This window comes from Rhodopseudomonas sp. BAL398 (assembly GCF_033001325.1).
GTDB lineage: Bacteria > Pseudomonadota > Alphaproteobacteria > Rhizobiales > Xanthobacteraceae > JARJEH01.
Window position 1 is genome coordinate 2,073,867 of the sequence record NZ_CP133111.1, and the last position, 15,441, is coordinate 2,089,307.

15 protein-coding genes are annotated in these 15,441 nt (G+C 64.5%); 9 read left to right on the plus strand and 6 right to left on the minus strand.

The genetic code is table 11. The features are described from left to right. Nucleotides 1-8 precede the first annotated feature (8 nt). From gor to rpiA, 3 genes are all read right to left on the minus strand, one after another. Nucleotides 9-1,394 carry a glutathione-disulfide reductase gene (gor, locus tag RBJ75_RS09980; protein ID WP_044416729.1) on the minus strand — a complete coding sequence of 462 codons (1,386 nt, stop codon included), beginning with the start codon at nt 1,392-1,394 and terminating at the stop codon, nt 9-11. 97 nt (nt 1,395-1,491) lie between these two features. Beyond that, nucleotides 1,492-2,001 (minus strand): DUF2059 domain-containing protein, encoded by a 510-nt coding sequence (locus RBJ75_RS09985; RefSeq protein WP_044416737.1) that lies wholly within the window; start codon nt 1,999-2,001, stop codon nt 1,492-1,494. Between the two features lie 23 nt (nt 2,002-2,024). After that, entirely contained in the window at nt 2,025-2,723 is a 699-nt protein-coding gene (gene rpiA / locus RBJ75_RS09990) for a ribose-5-phosphate isomerase RpiA (protein ID WP_044416727.1), read from the minus strand. 157 nt (nt 2,724-2,880) lie between these two features. On the opposite strand from rpiA, the gene RBJ75_RS09995 reads away from it, so the two are divergent. From RBJ75_RS09995 to RBJ75_RS10015, 5 genes are all read left to right on the plus strand, one after another. Further along, nucleotides 2,881-3,567, plus strand: coding sequence for an HAD-IA family hydrolase (locus RBJ75_RS09995; RefSeq protein WP_044416725.1), 687 nt, complete (start codon nt 2,881-2,883; stop codon nt 3,565-3,567). 151 nt (nt 3,568-3,718) lie between these two features. Beyond that, nucleotides 3,719-4,159: a lipoprotein gene (locus RBJ75_RS10000; RefSeq protein ID WP_044416723.1), complete on the plus strand. Its 441-nt coding sequence runs from the start codon at nt 3,719-3,721 to the stop codon at nt 4,157-4,159. A gap of 107 nt (nt 4,160-4,266) precedes the next feature. Next, nucleotides 4,267-5,301, plus strand: coding sequence for a GTP 3',8-cyclase MoaA (gene moaA / locus RBJ75_RS10005; RefSeq protein ID WP_044416721.1), 1,035 nt, complete (start codon nt 4,267-4,269; stop codon nt 5,299-5,301). A gap of 167 nt (nt 5,302-5,468) precedes the next feature. Next, nucleotides 5,469-6,083, plus strand: coding sequence for a TRAP transporter small permease subunit (locus RBJ75_RS10010; protein WP_044416285.1), 615 nt, complete (start codon nt 5,469-5,471; stop codon nt 6,081-6,083). Between the two features lie 52 nt (nt 6,084-6,135). Further along, on the plus strand, nt 6,136-7,974 hold the full coding sequence (locus RBJ75_RS10015) for a TRAP transporter large permease subunit (protein ID WP_276156976.1): 1,839 nt from the start codon (nt 6,136-6,138) through the stop codon (nt 7,972-7,974). Nucleotides 7,975-8,232: 258 nt separating this feature from the next. Here the strand turns inward: RBJ75_RS10015 and RBJ75_RS10020 are convergent, their stop codons facing one another. Continuing rightward, nucleotides 8,233-9,321: a TRAP transporter substrate-binding protein gene (locus RBJ75_RS10020; RefSeq protein WP_276156974.1), complete on the minus strand. Its 1,089-nt coding sequence runs from the start codon at nt 9,319-9,321 to the stop codon at nt 8,233-8,235. Between the two features lie 243 nt (nt 9,322-9,564). Continuing rightward, nucleotides 9,565-10,692: an Mrp/NBP35 family ATP-binding protein gene (locus RBJ75_RS10025; protein ID WP_044405623.1), complete on the minus strand. Its 1,128-nt coding sequence runs from the start codon at nt 10,690-10,692 to the stop codon at nt 9,565-9,567. A 313-nt stretch (nt 10,693-11,005) separates the two neighbouring features. On the opposite strand from RBJ75_RS10025, the gene RBJ75_RS10030 reads away from it, so the two are divergent. The 4 genes from RBJ75_RS10030 to RBJ75_RS10045 all read left to right on the plus strand — a co-directional run bounded on the left by RBJ75_RS10030 (nt 11,006) and on the right by RBJ75_RS10045 (nt 14,416). Next, nucleotides 11,006-11,875, plus strand: a complete 870-nt coding sequence (locus tag RBJ75_RS10030; protein ID WP_044405622.1) for an NAD(P)-dependent oxidoreductase — start codon at nt 11,006-11,008, stop codon at nt 11,873-11,875. Nucleotides 11,876-12,044: 169 nt separating this feature from the next. Then, complete coding sequence (locus RBJ75_RS10035) at nt 12,045-13,640, plus strand: sensor histidine kinase (protein ID WP_044405621.1); 1,596 nt, start codon at nt 12,045-12,047, stop codon at nt 13,638-13,640. A gap of 43 nt (nt 13,641-13,683) precedes the next feature. After that, nucleotides 13,684-13,893, plus strand: coding sequence for a DUF1289 domain-containing protein (locus RBJ75_RS10040; RefSeq protein ID WP_044405620.1), 210 nt, complete (start codon nt 13,684-13,686; stop codon nt 13,891-13,893). Nucleotides 13,894-13,903: 10 nt separating this feature from the next. Then, nucleotides 13,904-14,416 (plus strand): TIGR02281 family clan AA aspartic protease, encoded by a 513-nt coding sequence (locus RBJ75_RS10045; protein WP_044405619.1) that lies wholly within the window; start codon nt 13,904-13,906, stop codon nt 14,414-14,416. A gap of 55 nt (nt 14,417-14,471) precedes the next feature. On the opposite strand, the gene dusA is transcribed toward RBJ75_RS10045, so the two are convergent. Beyond that, entirely contained in the window at nt 14,472-15,425 is a 954-nt protein-coding gene (dusA, locus tag RBJ75_RS10050; protein WP_044405618.1) for a tRNA dihydrouridine(20/20a) synthase DusA, read from the minus strand. Between the last annotated feature and the right edge of the window lie 16 nt (nt 15,426-15,441).

Below are 15,441 nucleotides of genomic sequence, written 5' to 3' on the forward strand. Positions count from 1 at the left end.
CGGCCGCCCTACTCCGCGGCCTCGCGGACGTAGCGCGCGCTCGGCGTCCGCATCGTCACCAACTCTTCCGCCGCGGTCGGGTGCAGCGCCATGGTGGCGTCGAAATCGGCCTTGGTGGCCTTCATCTTCACCGCCACCGCGATGATCTGGATCAGTTCGGCGGCTTCGGGGCCGACAATGTGGCAGCCCAGCACGCGGTCGGTCGTGCCATCGACGATCAGCTTCATCAGGATGCGGCCCTGATTGCCCGACAACGTCGCCTTGATCGGCCGGAAATCGGCCTTGTAGATATCGACGTGAGAGTGGATCGCACGCGCCTGCTGCTCGGTCAGCCCGACGGTGCCGACCTCAGGCTGCGAGAACACCGCGGTCGGAATATTGGAGTAGTCGACCGTGACGGGCCGCTTGCCGAACACGGTATCGGCAAAGGCGTGGCCCTCGCGGATCGCGACCGGGGTCAGATTGATCCGATGGGTGACGTCGCCGATGGCATAGATATGCGGCACCGAGCTTTGGCAGAATTCGTCGACGGCGATGCCGCCATTGTCCGGATTGATGGCGACGCCGGCCTTCTCCAGCCCGAGATTGGCGACATTGGGATGGCGGCCGATCGCGAACATCACTTGGTCGGAGGCCACGCTGGATCCGTTCGACAGATGCGAGGTATATTCCGCCCCGTGCTTGTCGACTGCCGCGACCGTGCAGCCGGTCAGGATGGTGATGCCTTCGCGCTCCATCTCGGTGCGCACATGATTGCGGACGTCCTCGTCGAAGCCGCGCAGAATATTGTCGCCGCGATAGACCAGCGTGACGTCGCTGCCCAGGCCAGCGAAGATGCAGGCGAATTCCAGCGCGATATAGCCGCCGCCCTGGATCAGGATGCGCTTGGGCAGCTCCGGCAGATAGAACACCTCGTTGGACGAGATCACATGCTCGATGCCGGGGATCGCCTTGCCGTGATTGGGCGCACCGCCGGTGGCGATCAGCACATAGCGCGCCCGCATGGTCTCGCCGGTGTCGAGGCGCAGCGTGTGGGCGTCATCGAACACCGCGCGGGATTTGACGACGCGGGCGCCGGATTTCTCGACATTGCTGGCGTAGATCGACTCCAGCCGGTCGATCTCCTTGTCCTTGTTGGCGATCAGTGTCGCCCAATCGAAGCGCGCGGGCGGAATCGTCCAGCCGAACCCGGCGGCGTCCTTGATCTCCTGATGGACATGCGAGGCATAGACCATCAGCTTCTTCGGCACGCAGCCGCGGATCACGCAGGTGCCGCCGAAGCGATATTCCTCGGCGACGACGACGCGGGCGCCATGCCCGGCGGCGATCCGGGCGGCGCGCACGCCGCCAGAACCGCCGCCGATGACGAAGAGATCCGCGTCGAAATCAGTCATCTCAGCATCCCGCTTGTTTGGCTCAGCGGTCCGCCTGATTCGACCGCGCGTTGGTTACGTCGTTCGGCGCCCGACCCGGTCAGGTCGGATGTCCTTGTCAGATCTCTTTGCCGCGCTTGCGCATCTCGGCGCGGAAGTCGGCATTGACCTCTTCGGAGAAGCTCTGCGCCCACTGGTTCATAAAGGCCATGCTGGCGGCAATCGACTTCGGCTCCTGCGTCAGCAGCTTCTTACCGAGCGGCGATTTGTAGAACGTCACCAGATCCTTCAATTCCTGTTCGGTGAAGTCCTCGGCATAGATCTTGGCCATGCCGTCCCCGATCTCGTGCTCGCGGCCCGCCAGCTTTTTGGCCACGATCAGCGCGACCTCCTTGAGGTCCTTCTGATAGTTGAGATTGTTGCGCAGCAACGCGTCCATGGTCCGTTGAACGATATTCGGCACCGCGCTGGCATACATCGCGGCGGCGTTCTTCATCGTCAGGATTTCCTTCGCGGCCGCGAGTGCGGCCGGCGACGGTGGCTTGGCCTGCGCTTGCGCCTGGCTCCCCGACGCGGCGATGCCGAGCGCAATGACCGCGGCGAACAATGCGTTGAAAAGATACTTCATTCCGATTCTCCAGAATTTCGGCATTACGGCCGTTCGATCGTTCGAATTCCATTGGGGCCCGCAAGCATTGCCATGTTTGCCATTCGGATGAACAGCCCATGTTCGACAACGCCGGCGATCGCGGACAATAAACCTGCTAGACGTGGGGCATCTTCGATCCGCCCCAGATGAGCATCCAGGATCCAGTGGCCGCCATCGGTGACGAAAGCATGGCCGTCCGGGCCATTTCGCAGCGCAATCGACCCGGATGCGCCGATCTGCGCCACCGCCCGCTCGATCGCCCGCCGGGTCGCCGCAAGGCCGAACGGGATCACCTCGACGGGCAAGGGAAACCGACCCAGGGTGTCGACCCATTTCGATTCATCCGCAATCACGATCATGCGATCCGACGCCGCCGCGACGATCTTTTCGCGCAGCAACGCCCCGCCGCCGCCCTTGATCAGATTGAGCGCGGGATCGATTTCGTCGGCGCCGTCGACCGTCAGGTCGAGCCGGTCGATCTCGTCCAACGTGGTCAGCGCAATGCCGCAGCGCTGGGCGTCGGCGCGCGTGCCTTCCGAGGTCGGCACCGCCACGACATCGAGGCCGCCGCGCACCCGCTCGCCGAGCAGTTCGACGAAATGCTTGGCGGTCGAGCCGGTGCCAAGGCCAAGCTTCATCCCGTCGCGAACATGCTCCAGCGCGCAGGCCGCGGCCTTCCGTTTCAACTCATCCATCGTCATCGCACGCCTCTTCCCCGATTTCGCGCCGTAGCAGCCCCCGCCTCGGCCCCTTGGCCGGCCTATCTAGCGGCGTTTGGCGGTCGCGAACAGGGCGGATTATCCCAATGAACGAACCGACCCAGTTGCATGATCGCGCCCGGGACGCTAGCGATTTGCCATGACATCATCACCCATCATCGTATTCGACCTCGACGGCACGCTGGTTGACACCGCCCCGGACCTGATCAACGCGCTGAATCACATCCTGACCCGCGAAGGCATGCCGGCGGTACCGATCGCCACCGCGCGCAACATGATCGGTCAGGGCGCCAGACGGCTGCTGGAACGCGGCCTGGAGCTCGACGGCCGCGCCTTCAGCCCGGCCGATATGGCGCGGTTGACCGAGGATTTCATCAGCTATTACGCGGCCCATATCGCCGACGAATCGCGCCCCTTCGAGGGCCTCGAGGCCACGCTCGACGAATTGTCCGGCCTCGGCTACCGCTTCGCGGTCTGCACCAACAAGCTGGAATGGCTGTCCAAGCTGCTGATCGAGCGGCTCGACATGACGTCGCGATTCGCCGCGATCTGCGGTGCCGACACCTTCGGAGTGGCCAAGCCTGACCCGACCATCCTGCGCGAAACCGTCGCCCGGGCCGGCGGCCAGCTCGCCAATGCGGTGATGGTGGGCGATGCCGGGCCTGATGTCGGGGTCGCCCGTCGCGCCGGGGTTCCGGTGATCGGGGTCGAGTTCGGCTATACGGAAACCCCGATCGCCGAGCTCAAGCCGGACCTGCTGATCAGCCATATGCGCGAACTGCCGGACGCCGTGGCGCGCCTCCTGCCGTTGGCGCGACCGGCGTAACAATCTGAAATATCAGGGGAAAAACACAACATCCGAAAGTCTTATTAACCATATCTTAACGATTGCGCTGGGACCAGTTGCCAGCCCAATCGGACGCTCTTATGGTCGCCCGCAGTGTGGCAGTTGGCCGCAGCAAAGTGGCGGATTTAGCATGCGTCGAGTCATTGTCATTACCGTTGCGGCCTTGGGTCTGGCCGGCTGTTCCTCCATGGACGCCTTCAAGTCGGAGCCCAAGCCAGTCGCTGTCCAGCTCGAATCGGTTCCGCCCGGCGCCGACGCCAGCACATCGGCCGGCCCCGGATGCAAGACCCCCTGTTCCGTCTCCGTCCCGCCGAGCGATTTCAGCGTGACCTTCACGATGGACAAGTTCGTGCCGGTGACCGTCCCGGTGCAGGTGGTGACCAAGGAAGGCAATCTGTTCACCGCGGCGACCACGACCGTCGATCCCAATCCAGTGTCCGCAGAATTGCAGCCGGCCAAGCCGGTGCGACATCGCCGCGGCCGGTCGGCGCCGCGCAAGCCGAGGGCTGCGGCCTCCGCCCCGGCAGCGGCCAGTTCGGCGTTTCCCGCCCCCGACGCCGCTGCCCGCTGAGCGGGCCGCACAGCGGGATACCATCCCGATTGTGTCAGCCCGACTTCATGCATAGATATTGACGAGCCGGATGCCGCCCCCGCGGCATCACCAACCAGGCGCGTCGCATGATCAAGCCGTCGTTCAACTTGCCCGCCGCCGAATCGCGGCCGATGACCGACCCGTTCGGCCGAACCATCAGCTATTTGCGGGTCTCGATCACCGATCGCTGCGATTTCCGCTGCGTCTATTGCATGTCGGAAGACATGACCTTTCTGCCGCGCGCCGACCTGTTGACGCTCGAGGAACTGGATCGGCTGTGCACCGCCTTCATCGCCAAGGGCGTGCGTAAGCTGCGGCTGACCGGCGGCGAACCTTTGGTCCGACGCAACATGATGTCGCTGGTGCGCTCGCTGTCGCGCCATCTGTCCAGCGGCGCCCTGAACGAGCTGACGCTGACGACCAACGGGTCGCAATTGGAGCGATATGCCGCCGAACTCGCCGATTGCGGCGTGCGCCGGATCAATGTCTCGCTCGACACGCTGGATCCGATGAAGTTCCGCGCCATCACCCGCTGGGGCGACCTCGACAAGGTGCTGGCCGGGATCGCGGCGGCGCGCGCCGCCGGCCTCGCGGTCAAGATCAACGCGGTGGCGCTGAAGGGCACCAATGAGGATGAAATCCCGGCGCTGATGCAATGGGCGCACGGCCTCGGCATGGGGTTGACCCTGATCGAGGTGATGCCGCTCGGCGAGATCGGCGAAGGCCGGATCGATCAATATCTGCCGCTGTCGCAGGTTCGGGCGCGGCTCGCCGATCGCTACACGTTGACCGACCTTGCCGACGACACCGGCGGCCCCGCCCGCTATGTCGGGGTCGGCGAGACCGGCGGCAAGCTCGGATTCATCACCCCGATGACGCATAATTTCTGCGAATCCTGCAACCGCGTCCGTGTCACCTGCACCGGCACGCTGCACACCTGCCTCGGCCACGAGGATGCCTCGGATCTGCGCCGGCCGCTGCGGGCCTCGCCCGACGACGCCCTGCTCGCCGAGGCGATCGACCGCGCCATCGGGTTGAAGCCGAAGGGCCACGATTTCATCATCGACCGCGCCCACAACCGCCCCAGCGTCAGCCGCCATATGAGTGTCACCGGCGGCTGAGCGGCGCCCGGTCCCCTGTATAACAGCTTGATCCGGCGTCCCTTTGTCGATTTTCCAATTGACGATCGCGCGGCGCGCTGAAATGGTGCCGACGCTTATCACCCCGCGGCTGAACCAGCCGGTGCCGGCTCTGGCATTGACGATCGGGGCGACATGGGAGGCGGCCATTGCGGGCTTTGCTGGGACTGAGCCGGGGAATTGACGCGTTCAACAGCCTGATCGGCCGCTGGCTGTCATGGCTGATCGTCGTCGCCGTGATCATTTCGGCTACCAACGCAATCGTTCGAAAAATATTCGACATGTCGTCGAACTCGTTTCTCGAATTGCAATGGGTGCTGTTCAGCGTCGTGTTCCTGCTGTGCTCACCCTGGACGCTTCTCGACAACGAACACATCCGCATCGACATCATCAACCACGCTTTGCCGCTGCGCCTGCGCGGCTGGATCGACATGATCGGGCACCTGTTTTTCCTGATCCCGTTCACGCTGGTGATGCTGTATTTCTCGGTGCCGTTCTTCCTGGTCTCATTGAGCCAGGACGAGCAATCCTTCAGCGCCGGCGGATTGCCGCAATGGCCGGCGAAATCGCTGATCATGATCGCCTGCGTGCTGCTGCTGATCCAGGCCATTTCCGAGATCATCAAACGCGCCGCGATGATGTTGGGAATCATTCCGGATTCCAACGCCACCGTCATTAGCGCGCAACGCGCCGCCGAACTCGAAGCCGAGCGACTGGTGATGCACATCGCCGGTGAGAAGCGCACCGCCGGCGAAAAAACTTGAGCCGCAGCGCGGTCATCGAGCTGAAAAGCAATTTCCTGGGGACCTATTTCCAATGACCGCTCTGTTCATCCACAACATGGCGCCGATCATGTTCGCGTCATTGGTGCTGTTCTTGCTGCTCGGCTATCCGGTGGCGTTCTCGCTGGCCGCCAACGGCCTGTTGTTCGCCTTTATCGGCATCGAGCTGGGGCTGTTTCACCCGGACTTCCTGCAGGCGCTGCCCGACCGCGTCTACGGCGTGATGAACAACGATACGCTGCTGGCGATTCCGTTCTTCACCTTCATGGGACTGGTGCTCGAGCGATCGGGCATGGCCGAGGATCTGCTGGAAACCATCGGCCAGCTGTTCGGCTCGATCCGCGGCGGCATCGCCTATGCGGTGGTGTTCGTCGGCGCGCTGCTGGCGGCGACCACCGGCGTCGTGGCGGCCTCGGTGATCTCGATGGGCCTGATCTCGCTGCCGATCATGCTGCGCTACGGCTATGACCGCCGCGTCGCCACCGGCATCATCGCGGCGTCCGGAACGCTGGCGCAGATCATTCCGCCGTCGCTGGTGCTGATCGTGATGGCCGATCAGCTCGGCCGCTCGGTCGGCGACATGTATGAAGGCGCTTTCATTCCCGGCCTGGTACTGTCGCTGATGTACGCCGGCTATGTATTCCTGGTGACGATCCTGGCGCCGAAGGCGGTCCCCGGCCTGCCGCTGGAGGCGCAGACGCTGCGCGAAATCGAGACCGCCAAGCATCCGCTGATCCTGCCGATCGCCGCCCTCTCGGCCGCCGCCACCGCGTACTTCTTCGTGGTCCATGTCGCCTTGTTCGACTGGTCGATGCCGGCCTTCACCTGGGCCGGCCTCGGCCAAACGGTGATGCAGGGCTTCTGGTTCGTGATCCTGCTCGCCGTGCTGTTTCGCCCTTTCATCGGCATTATCCGCACCATGACGATGTCGCTGTATCTCGTGGTGATCGGATCGACCATCCTCGGGCTGGTGGCGATGACATTCACCGGCGTCAAGTCGGGCGCCGACTACGTCGTGCTGACGATGTCGGCCACCGTCGCATTGTCCTTCGTGGTGGCGGTGATCAATCACGTGCTGCGGCTGAAACTGCTGTCGAAACTGGCCGAGCAGGTGGTGTTCGTGATGGTGCCGCCGCTGGGCCTGATCTTCCTGGTGCTGGGCACGATCTTCATCGGCGTGGCGACGCCCACCGAGGGCGGCGCGATGGGCGCGGCCGGCGCCATGATCCTGGCGATGATGAAGCGCCGGCTGACCTTCGACCTCACCCGCCAGGCCGCCGAAGCCACCGCCAAATTGTCGGCCTTCGTGATCTTCATCCTGGTCGGCGCGCGGGTGTTCTCGCTGACCTTCTACGGCGTCGACGGCCATCGCTGGGTCGAGGAGTTGCTGATCGGCCTGCCCGGCGGCCAGGTCGGCTTCCTGATCTTCGTCAACGCCTTCGTGTTCGTGCTGGCGTTCTTTCTCGACTTCTTCGAACTCGCTTTCATCGTGATCCCGCTGCTCGGCCCGGCCGCCGAAAAACTCGGCATCGACCTGATCTGGTTCGGCGTGATGATGGCCGTCAACATGCAGACCTCGTTCATGCACCCGCCATTCGGCTTTGCGCTGTTCTATCTGCGCTCGGTGGCGCCGCGGGAATCCTATCTCGACCGGGTCAGCGGCAAGCGCATCGAGCCGGTGACCACGGGGCAGATCTACTGGGGATCGGTGCCGTTCGTGATCATTCAGGTGATCATGGTGGCGCTGGTGATCACCTTCCCGGCGATGGTGATGCACTACAAGGGCGCGGCCTCGAAGGTCGATCTCAAGACCATTGAATTCAACCTGCCGCCGATGGAGCAGGCCCCGCTCGATTTCGGTCCACCGAAATAGGCTGAGCGCTCGGGCGCGCACGCCCCACGCCCCACGCCCAAGAGCCTGTCATTCCGGGGCACTGGCGGCGCAAGCCGCCGGTGAACCCGAAATCTCGCTCCATCTCCCTTCGTGCCTTGCCGCGAGATTCCGGGTTCGCGCGCGCTGATGCGCGCGCGCCCCGGAATGACGTTGTCGGTCGAAGGGCGCAGGCCAATGCAAAAAAAGCCCGGCCTTCTGGCGAAGGCCGGGCGTCTTGTTCTGCGGTGAAAGCCTGGATCAGCCGCGGGTGCGCGAGCGGATCATGAAGCTGTCGAAGGTGTATTCGGCGACCTGCCACCACAGATACTCGTCGGAGCGATAGGCCTGCATCGCATCGATCGACTTCTTGAAGTCCGGATTCTTCGCGGAGATTTCGCCCCACAATTCATTGGTCGCCTTCAAGCACGCATCGAGGATTTCGTTGGAGAACGGACGCAGCTGCGTGCCGCCGGCGACGAGGCGCTTCAAGGCCGTCGGGTTCAGCATGTCGTAGCGCGCCGCCATCCAGGTGTTGGTCGCCTCGGCGGCGTTGCTGAGAATCGCCTGATAGCTCTTCGGCAGCGCGTTGAACTTGTCGATATTGGCGAAGGCGTGGACCGTCGGGCCGCCTTCCCAGAAACCCGGATAGTAGTAGTACTTCGCGACCTTCTGGAAGCCCAGCTTCTCGTCGTCATAGGGCCCGACCCATTCGGCGGCGTCGATGGTGCCCTTTTCCAGCGCCGGATAGACATCGCCACCGGCGATCTGCTGCGGCACCACGCCGACCTTCTGCAGCACCTGACCGGCAATACCGCCGATCCGCATTTTGAGCCCCTGCAGATCGGCCACGGTCTTGATTTCCTTGCGGAACCAGCCGCCCATCTGGGTGCCGGTGTTGCCGCAGGGGAAGCCAATGACGCTGTACTTCTTGTAGAATTCATTGGCGAGTTCGTTGCCGCCGCCCTGATACAGCCACGAATTCTGCATCCGTGCGTTGAGGCCGAACGGCACCGAGGCGAAAATCGCGAAGGTCGGATCCTTGCCGACATAGTAATAGGAAACCGTGTGGCTCATCTCGACGGTGCCATTCGAGGTGGCGTCGAGCGCCTGCAGACCAGGAACGACTTCGCCCGCCGCGAACACCTGGATCTGGAACTTGTTGTCGGTCATCTCCGCGACTTGTTTCGAAAGATATTCCGCGCCGCCATAGATCGTATCAAGCGACTTCGGGAAGCTCGACGTCAGGCGCCACTTCACCTCGGGCGAGGATTGCGCGATCGCCGGCGAGGCAACCGCAGCGACCGCAGCGCCGGTTGCTGATACTTTCAAAAAGTCACGACGTTTCATAAGGCATCTCCTTGTTGACCGGATTTTCCCGGAATTTCATGGCGCGTGGTCGCCCCACAATGCGGTTCGCCTTCCCTAGCAGGCTTTGGCGCGAGGGGTCTGTAGCACGGATGGGTGCCTGCGGAAAACGGCTGCAACAAGTTCGGTCGAAAACATTGTACGAAAGTCGCATGCGACGATCCGCGCGGGACTCGATCGGCGCACGTCAACTCGCAGTGTGCACTGCAGTATCAATAGCGCCGCTCAGGCGGCGGCGGTCAGTTTGAGCTGATCCCTGACCTTGGCGGCGATATCGCGGTAGGCGGCCGCATGCGGCCCATCGGGCTCGCTCGCCACCACCGGCGTTCCGGAATCCGAGGTGGCGCGGATCGACATATGCAGCGGGATCTCGCCCAGGAACGGCACCCCGAGCCGCTCCGATTCCTGGCGCGCGCCGCCATGGCCGAAAATGTCGGATCTGGTGCCGCATTCCGGGCACTGGAAATAGCTCATGTTCTCGACCACCCCGAGAATCGGCACGTTGAGCTTGCTGAACATCGCAATGCCGCGCCTGGCATCGATCAGCGCCAGATCCTGCGGCGTCGAGACGATCACGGCCCCCTTCAACGGGACGTTCTGCGCCAGCGTCAGCTGGGCGTCGCCTGTGCCCGGCGGCATGTCGACCACCAGCACGTCGAGCGTGCCCCAGGCGACGTCGCGCAGCATCTGGGTGATCGCCGACATCACCATCGGCCCGCGCCAGATCATCGCGACCTCCTCCTCGACCAGAAACCCGATCGACATGATCGACAGCCCGAACCGCTCGATCGGAATCATCTTGCGCTCGTCGTCGAGTACGGGTTTTTCGCTGATGCCGGTCAGCCGCGGCACCGAGGGGCCGTAGATGTCGGCGTCGAGCAGCCCGACCCGCAGCCCGAGGCTGCGCAGGCCCAGCGCCAGATTGAGCGCCGTGGTGGATTTGCCGACGCCGCCCTTGCCGGATGCCACGGCGATGATGGCGGCAACGCCGGGGATCTCGGCCTGTTTCGACATCGGCGATGCGGGTCCGGGTCCCGCCGACGGCTTGTGCGCCGAAGCCGGGGCCACGCCGTGGTCATGCCGATGCGGCTGCGGCGCCGCGCCCGGCCGGCGCTCGGCGGTGAGCGCGATCATCGCGCCGGTGACGCCCGGGATGGCGCGCACTGCGGTTTCCGCCGCGGCCCGCACGCTCTCCCAGGCCTTCGCCTCCGCGGCGTCCACATTGATGGAGAAATACACTTTGCCATTGTTGACGGCGATCTCCGACAGCACCTTGGCCTTGGTGAGGGAGACGCCACGCGGCGACATCACTTGCGCCAAACGATCGAGAATTTGCTGTTGGGTGACGGTCACTGAAATCTCCTGCGTGGTGGCCAAGTTTCACAGCCGAGTGTCACAGGCAAGTGGGACGGCCGAGCCCAGACCGACCACAAGCCGACCATCTATTCAAGGTATGAATTGGGCCGAGTGTTGGGGCGCCAATCTGCCCCGCGCATGCGCCGCTTCGTAGTTCGGCTCGATCATCCTTCGGGCGTTGCCAGCCATCGCTTAAGGTTTATGCTGCACGTCCACCTTGCCGAGCCGCTTTCGCCGGCTCCGACGATCCCATTTTTCCACCACATTTCGGCAAGCCCCGGCTTGTGTCGAAAAAACTGAAGGTTGCATCATGGCAAAAGTCGCATTTCTCGGTTTGGGCGTCATGGGGTTTCCGATGGCCGGACACCTCATGCAGCGCGGCGGCCACGAGGTCACCGTGTATAACCGCAGCTCGGCCAAGGCGCAGGCCTGGCTCGACAAATTCGGCGGCCGCACCGCGCCGACGCCGAAGCAGGCGGCGGCGGATCAGGATTTTGTGATGGCCTGCGTCGGCAATGACGACGATCTGCGCAGCGTGACCATCGGCGACGACGGCGCCTTTGCCGGCATGAAGGCCGGCGCGATCTTTGTCGATCACACCACCGCCTCGGCCGAGGTCGCCCGCGAACTCGACGCCGCCGCCACCAAGGCCGGCTTCCACTTCATCGATGCCCCGGTGTCGGGCGGCCAGGCCGGCGCCGAAAACGGCGCGCTGACGGTGATGTGCGGTGGCAGCGCCGAGGCCTATGCCAGCGCCGAACCGGTGATCGCCGCGTATGGCAAGATGTGCAAGCTGCTCGGCCCGGCGGGCTCCGGCCAGCTCACCAAGATGGTCAACCAGATCTGCATCGCCGGCCTGGTCGAAGGGCTGTCGGAGGGCATCCACTTCGCCAAGAAGGCCGGGCTCGACGTCAACGCCGTGATCGAGACCATCTCGAAGGGCGCGGCGCAATCCTGGCAGATGGACAACCGCCACAAAACCATGAATGACGGCAAGTTCGATTTCGGCTTCGCCGTCGAGTGGATGCGAAAGGATCTGGCGATCTGCCTCGGCGAGGCCCGCCGCAACGGCGCCAGCCTCCCGGTCACCGCGCTGGTCGACGCGTTCTATGCCGAAGTGGAGAAAATCGGCGGCAAGCGCTGGGATACGTCGAGCCTGCTGGCGCGGCTGGAACGCTAGGCGGGACGGCTGCGCGGGCCGAGAACGCGCGGCTTTCGCCCCCGCGCGCGCGCTGCCGTTAGGTGGTTGTTAACCTGATTATTCTTCCTTCTAAGGCTGCTCTTAAGGATTTGGAGCGAAAATAGAACAGTAAAAACGCGCATGTTTTGCGCCGGATTTGTGTTGGTTGATGAGTAATCCCGCCGAAAAGCCCGAGGTGTTCCAGCTTCCGGCAGACAGCACGGTTGCGGCGCCTGTCCGCAACCGGCGCGCGGCATCGCAGCGGGTCCGCGAGGCGCGCGATCGGCTGACCTCGACCAGCGGCACAAGGCCCGCCTTCGATTACGAACTGGTCCGCCTCTACGCCCAGACCCGGCAGTCGGCATCAATGGTGGTGATGCTGCTGGTGGTGGCCACCGGGCTGCTGTTCGGGATCTGGATGGACGCGATTTCGGCGGCGGCCTGGACGCTGGGGATGCTGTGCATCCATGCCGTGGTGATCCGCAACTGCCACCGTTTCCTGGGCGAGCAGCCCTCGCCGATCCAGACCCGCAAATGGCGGACCCGCTTCGTGATGCTGGATCTGCTCTACGGCCTGGCCTGGACCACGTTGCTGATTCACCCGGCCGGCCTCGGCATCGTCTCCAACACCTTGCTGATGTTCCTGATGCTGCTGGTGATCGCGGTCTCCAGCATGCTGGCGGCGAGCTTGCCGATCGCCGCCCTGGCGGCGACCGCGCCGGTGACCCTGGCGATCGCGCTGAACTTCGCGCTCGGCGCCACCTTCGACAACTATGTGCTGGCGCTGCTGGCGATCACCGCCGAAGTGTATTTCGCGCTGCTGGCGCGACGGCTGCATTCGACCACGCTGGCGACGCTGGAAGCCCGCGCCGAAAAGGACGCGCTGATCGGCGAGCTCGAACAGTCCAAGGCGATTTCCGACGAGGCGCGGCATCGCGCCGAGGCCGCCAACGTCGCCAAATCGCGGTTTCTGGCGCAGATGAGCCACGAGCTGCGCACCCCGCTCAATGCCATTCTGGGCTTTTCCGAGGTGATGAAGAGCGAGATCTTCGGCGGCCACGCGGTGGCGGTCTACAAGGACTATTCGGCCGACATCCACAATTCCGGCGTGCATCTGCTCAACCTGATCAACGAGATCCTCGATCTGTCGCGGATCGAGGCCGGCCGCTACGAGCTCAACGAGGAAGCGATCTCGCTGGTCCATGTGGTCGCCGACTGCCACCATCTGCTGAAGCTGCGCGCCTCCAGCCGCGGCATCACCATCCACGAAGTGTTCGAGCAGGACATGCCGCGGATCTGGGGCGACGAACGCGCGGCGCGGCAGATCGTGCTGAATTTGCTGTCGAACGCCATCAAATTTACCCCGCAAGGCGGCGAGATCTGGCTCAAGGTCGGCTGGACCGCGTCCGGTGGCCAATATCTCAGCGTCAAGGATACAGGCTCCGGCATCGCTGAAGACGAGATCCCGATCGTGCTGGCGTCATTCGGCCAAGGCTCCAATTCGATCAAATCCGCCGAACAAGGCGCCGGCCTCGGCCTGCCGATCGCCAAGAGCCTGGTCGACATGCATGGCGGCACCTTCACGCTGAAATCCAAGCTGCGGGTCGGGACCGAAGTCATCATCACCTTCCCGCCCGAACGCGTGATGTCGGCGCTGGCGCCGATGGCCCAGGAGGCGCCGCCGCTGCAGCCCGGACATGCCGAAATCGACGAGAACAGCCGCCCGCGCAACAAGCCGATCATGAATGCCGGCACCGGGCTGTAGCCTGGAGCTTGCGAAGGAAGCCTAATGTGCGTCACCATGTGGCATGAGCATTGAAACCCCATGCATCGCCGTCTGCATGATCGATCCCGAAAGTGCCCTGTGTCTGGGCTGCGGCCGCACGCTGCCGGAAATCGCCCGCTGGCACCGGCTCGACTCAGCCGAGCGGCTGGCGATCATGGACGCGCTGCCGGCGCGGATGTCGGATGCCGGCCTGGTTCCGCCGGGCCAGCCGAGCGCGACAGCCGCCACGTAACAGGTGCGGCGTGAGCCGGCTGCTGCTGATCGCGCTGGTGCTGGTGGCGACGGTGGGCGCGGTGCTGGCCTATGGCGATCCCAAGCGGATCGCCCATGCCAGCCAACTGGTTGTGAGCATCCTGCACACGCCGAGCCCCAGACCGACCCGATCGGTGCAGATCCCGCGCGGCCATGGCGGCGAATTCGCGCTGCGCGCCAAGATCAACGGCGTCAGCGCGCCGATGGTGATCGACACCGGCGCGACCTCGGTGGTGCTGACCTATGAGACCGCGATGGCCGCCGGGCTGCCGCTGGAATTGCTGAAATTCGACGTCGCCGTCGAGACTGCCGGCGGCCGCACCCACGCCGCGAAACTGTCGCTCGACAGTCTGGCGATCGGCCGGCTGGTCGAGCGCTCTGTGCCGGCTTTGGTGGTGCCGCGCGGTCAGATGAAGACCAATCTGCTCGGCATGAGTTTTCTCGATCGGCTGGAAAGCTGGGAGGTCCGCGCCGACCGGCTGCGGCTGCGCGGCTACCCGTAACGCCGCGCCCTCCCCGCACGGCTTGCCCCGACCCGACCTTTGCCGGCGACAAGGGTCAGGCGATTTCGTAAGCCGGCCCCGCGACCAGCGCGATAGCGTCGCGCAACACCGCGACGCCGGCGCCGGGCCTGGTGCCATGCTCGGCGAGATGGCGGCGGAAAGCGCGCGCGCCCTTCACGCCATGAAACGCGCCGACCAGATGCCTTGTGATGGCGTGCAGCCGCGTGCCTTGCGCCAGCTGCTCGGCGATATAGGGCATCATCGCCTCCAGCGCGTCCTGCATGGTGGCGTGCGGCGGCGCCCCGCCGAACAGCTGCGGATCGACCGCCAATAGCCGCCACGGCTCCTGATAGGCGGCGCGGCCCAGCATCACGCCATCGACATGGTCGAGATGTGCCGCGGCCTCGGCGACGCCGGCGATGCCGCCATTGATGCTGATCGGCAGCTGCGGAAACGCCGCCTTGAGCCGATACACCAGCGCGTAGTCCAGCGGTGGCACGTCGCGATTCTGCTTCGGCGACAGGCCCTGCAGCCAGGCCTTGCGGGCATGCACGATCAGCGCGTCGACGCCGGCGTCGACCACCGCGCGCGCCATCGCATCGAGCGCGATCTCGGGATCCTGATCATCGATCCCGATCCGGCATTTGACCGTCACCGGAATCCGCACCGCGCGCTTCATCGCCGCGACGCAGTCGGCGACCAGCGCCGGCTCCGCCATCAGGCAGGCGCCGAAGCGGCCATCCTGCACCCGATCGGACGGGCAGCCGACATTGAGATTGATCTCGTGATAGCCGAAATCCTCGCCGATCCGCGCGCTGGTGGCGAGATCCGCCGGGTCCGAGCCGCCGAGCTGCAGCGCCACCGGATGTTCGCATGCGTCAAAGCCGAGCAGCCGCTGCCGATCGCCATGAATCACGGCGCCGGTGGTCACCATCTCGCTATACAGCCGCGCGCGCCGCGTCAGCAGCCGGTGGAACACGCGGCAATGCCGATCGGTCCAATCCATCATCGGCGCGACGGAAAAT

Excerpts from the sequence above, each read along its gene's own strand:
- gor (WP_044416729.1), bottom strand. The coding sequence starts at position 1,394 with ATGACTGATTTCGACGCGGATCTCTTCGTCATCGGCGGCGGTTCTGGC.
- RBJ75_RS09985 (WP_044416737.1), bottom strand. The coding sequence starts at position 2,001 with ATGAAGTATCTTTTCAACGCATTGTTCGCCGCGGTCATTGCGCTCGGC.
- rpiA (WP_044416727.1), bottom strand. The coding sequence starts at position 2,723 with ATGACGATGGATGAGTTGAAACGGAAGGCCGCGGCCTGCGCGCTGGAG.
- RBJ75_RS09995 (WP_044416725.1), top strand. The coding sequence starts at position 2,881 with ATGACATCATCACCCATCATCGTATTCGACCTCGACGGCACGCTGGTT.
- RBJ75_RS10000 (WP_044416723.1), top strand. The coding sequence starts at position 3,719 with ATGCGTCGAGTCATTGTCATTACCGTTGCGGCCTTGGGTCTGGCCGGC.
- moaA (WP_044416721.1), top strand. The coding sequence starts at position 4,267 with ATGATCAAGCCGTCGTTCAACTTGCCCGCCGCCGAATCGCGGCCGATG.
- RBJ75_RS10015 (WP_276156976.1), top strand. The coding sequence starts at position 6,136 with ATGACCGCTCTGTTCATCCACAACATGGCGCCGATCATGTTCGCGTCA.
- RBJ75_RS10020 (WP_276156974.1), bottom strand. The coding sequence starts at position 9,321 with ATGAAACGTCGTGACTTTTTGAAAGTATCAGCAACCGGCGCTGCGGTC.
- RBJ75_RS10030 (WP_044405622.1), top strand. The coding sequence starts at position 11,006 with ATGGCAAAAGTCGCATTTCTCGGTTTGGGCGTCATGGGGTTTCCGATG.
- RBJ75_RS10035 (WP_044405621.1), top strand. The coding sequence starts at position 12,045 with ATGAGTAATCCCGCCGAAAAGCCCGAGGTGTTCCAGCTTCCGGCAGAC.
- RBJ75_RS10040 (WP_044405620.1), top strand. The coding sequence starts at position 13,684 with ATGAGCATTGAAACCCCATGCATCGCCGTCTGCATGATCGATCCCGAA.
- dusA (WP_044405618.1), bottom strand. The coding sequence starts at position 15,425 with ATGATGGATTGGACCGATCGGCATTGCCGCGTGTTCCACCGGCTGCTG.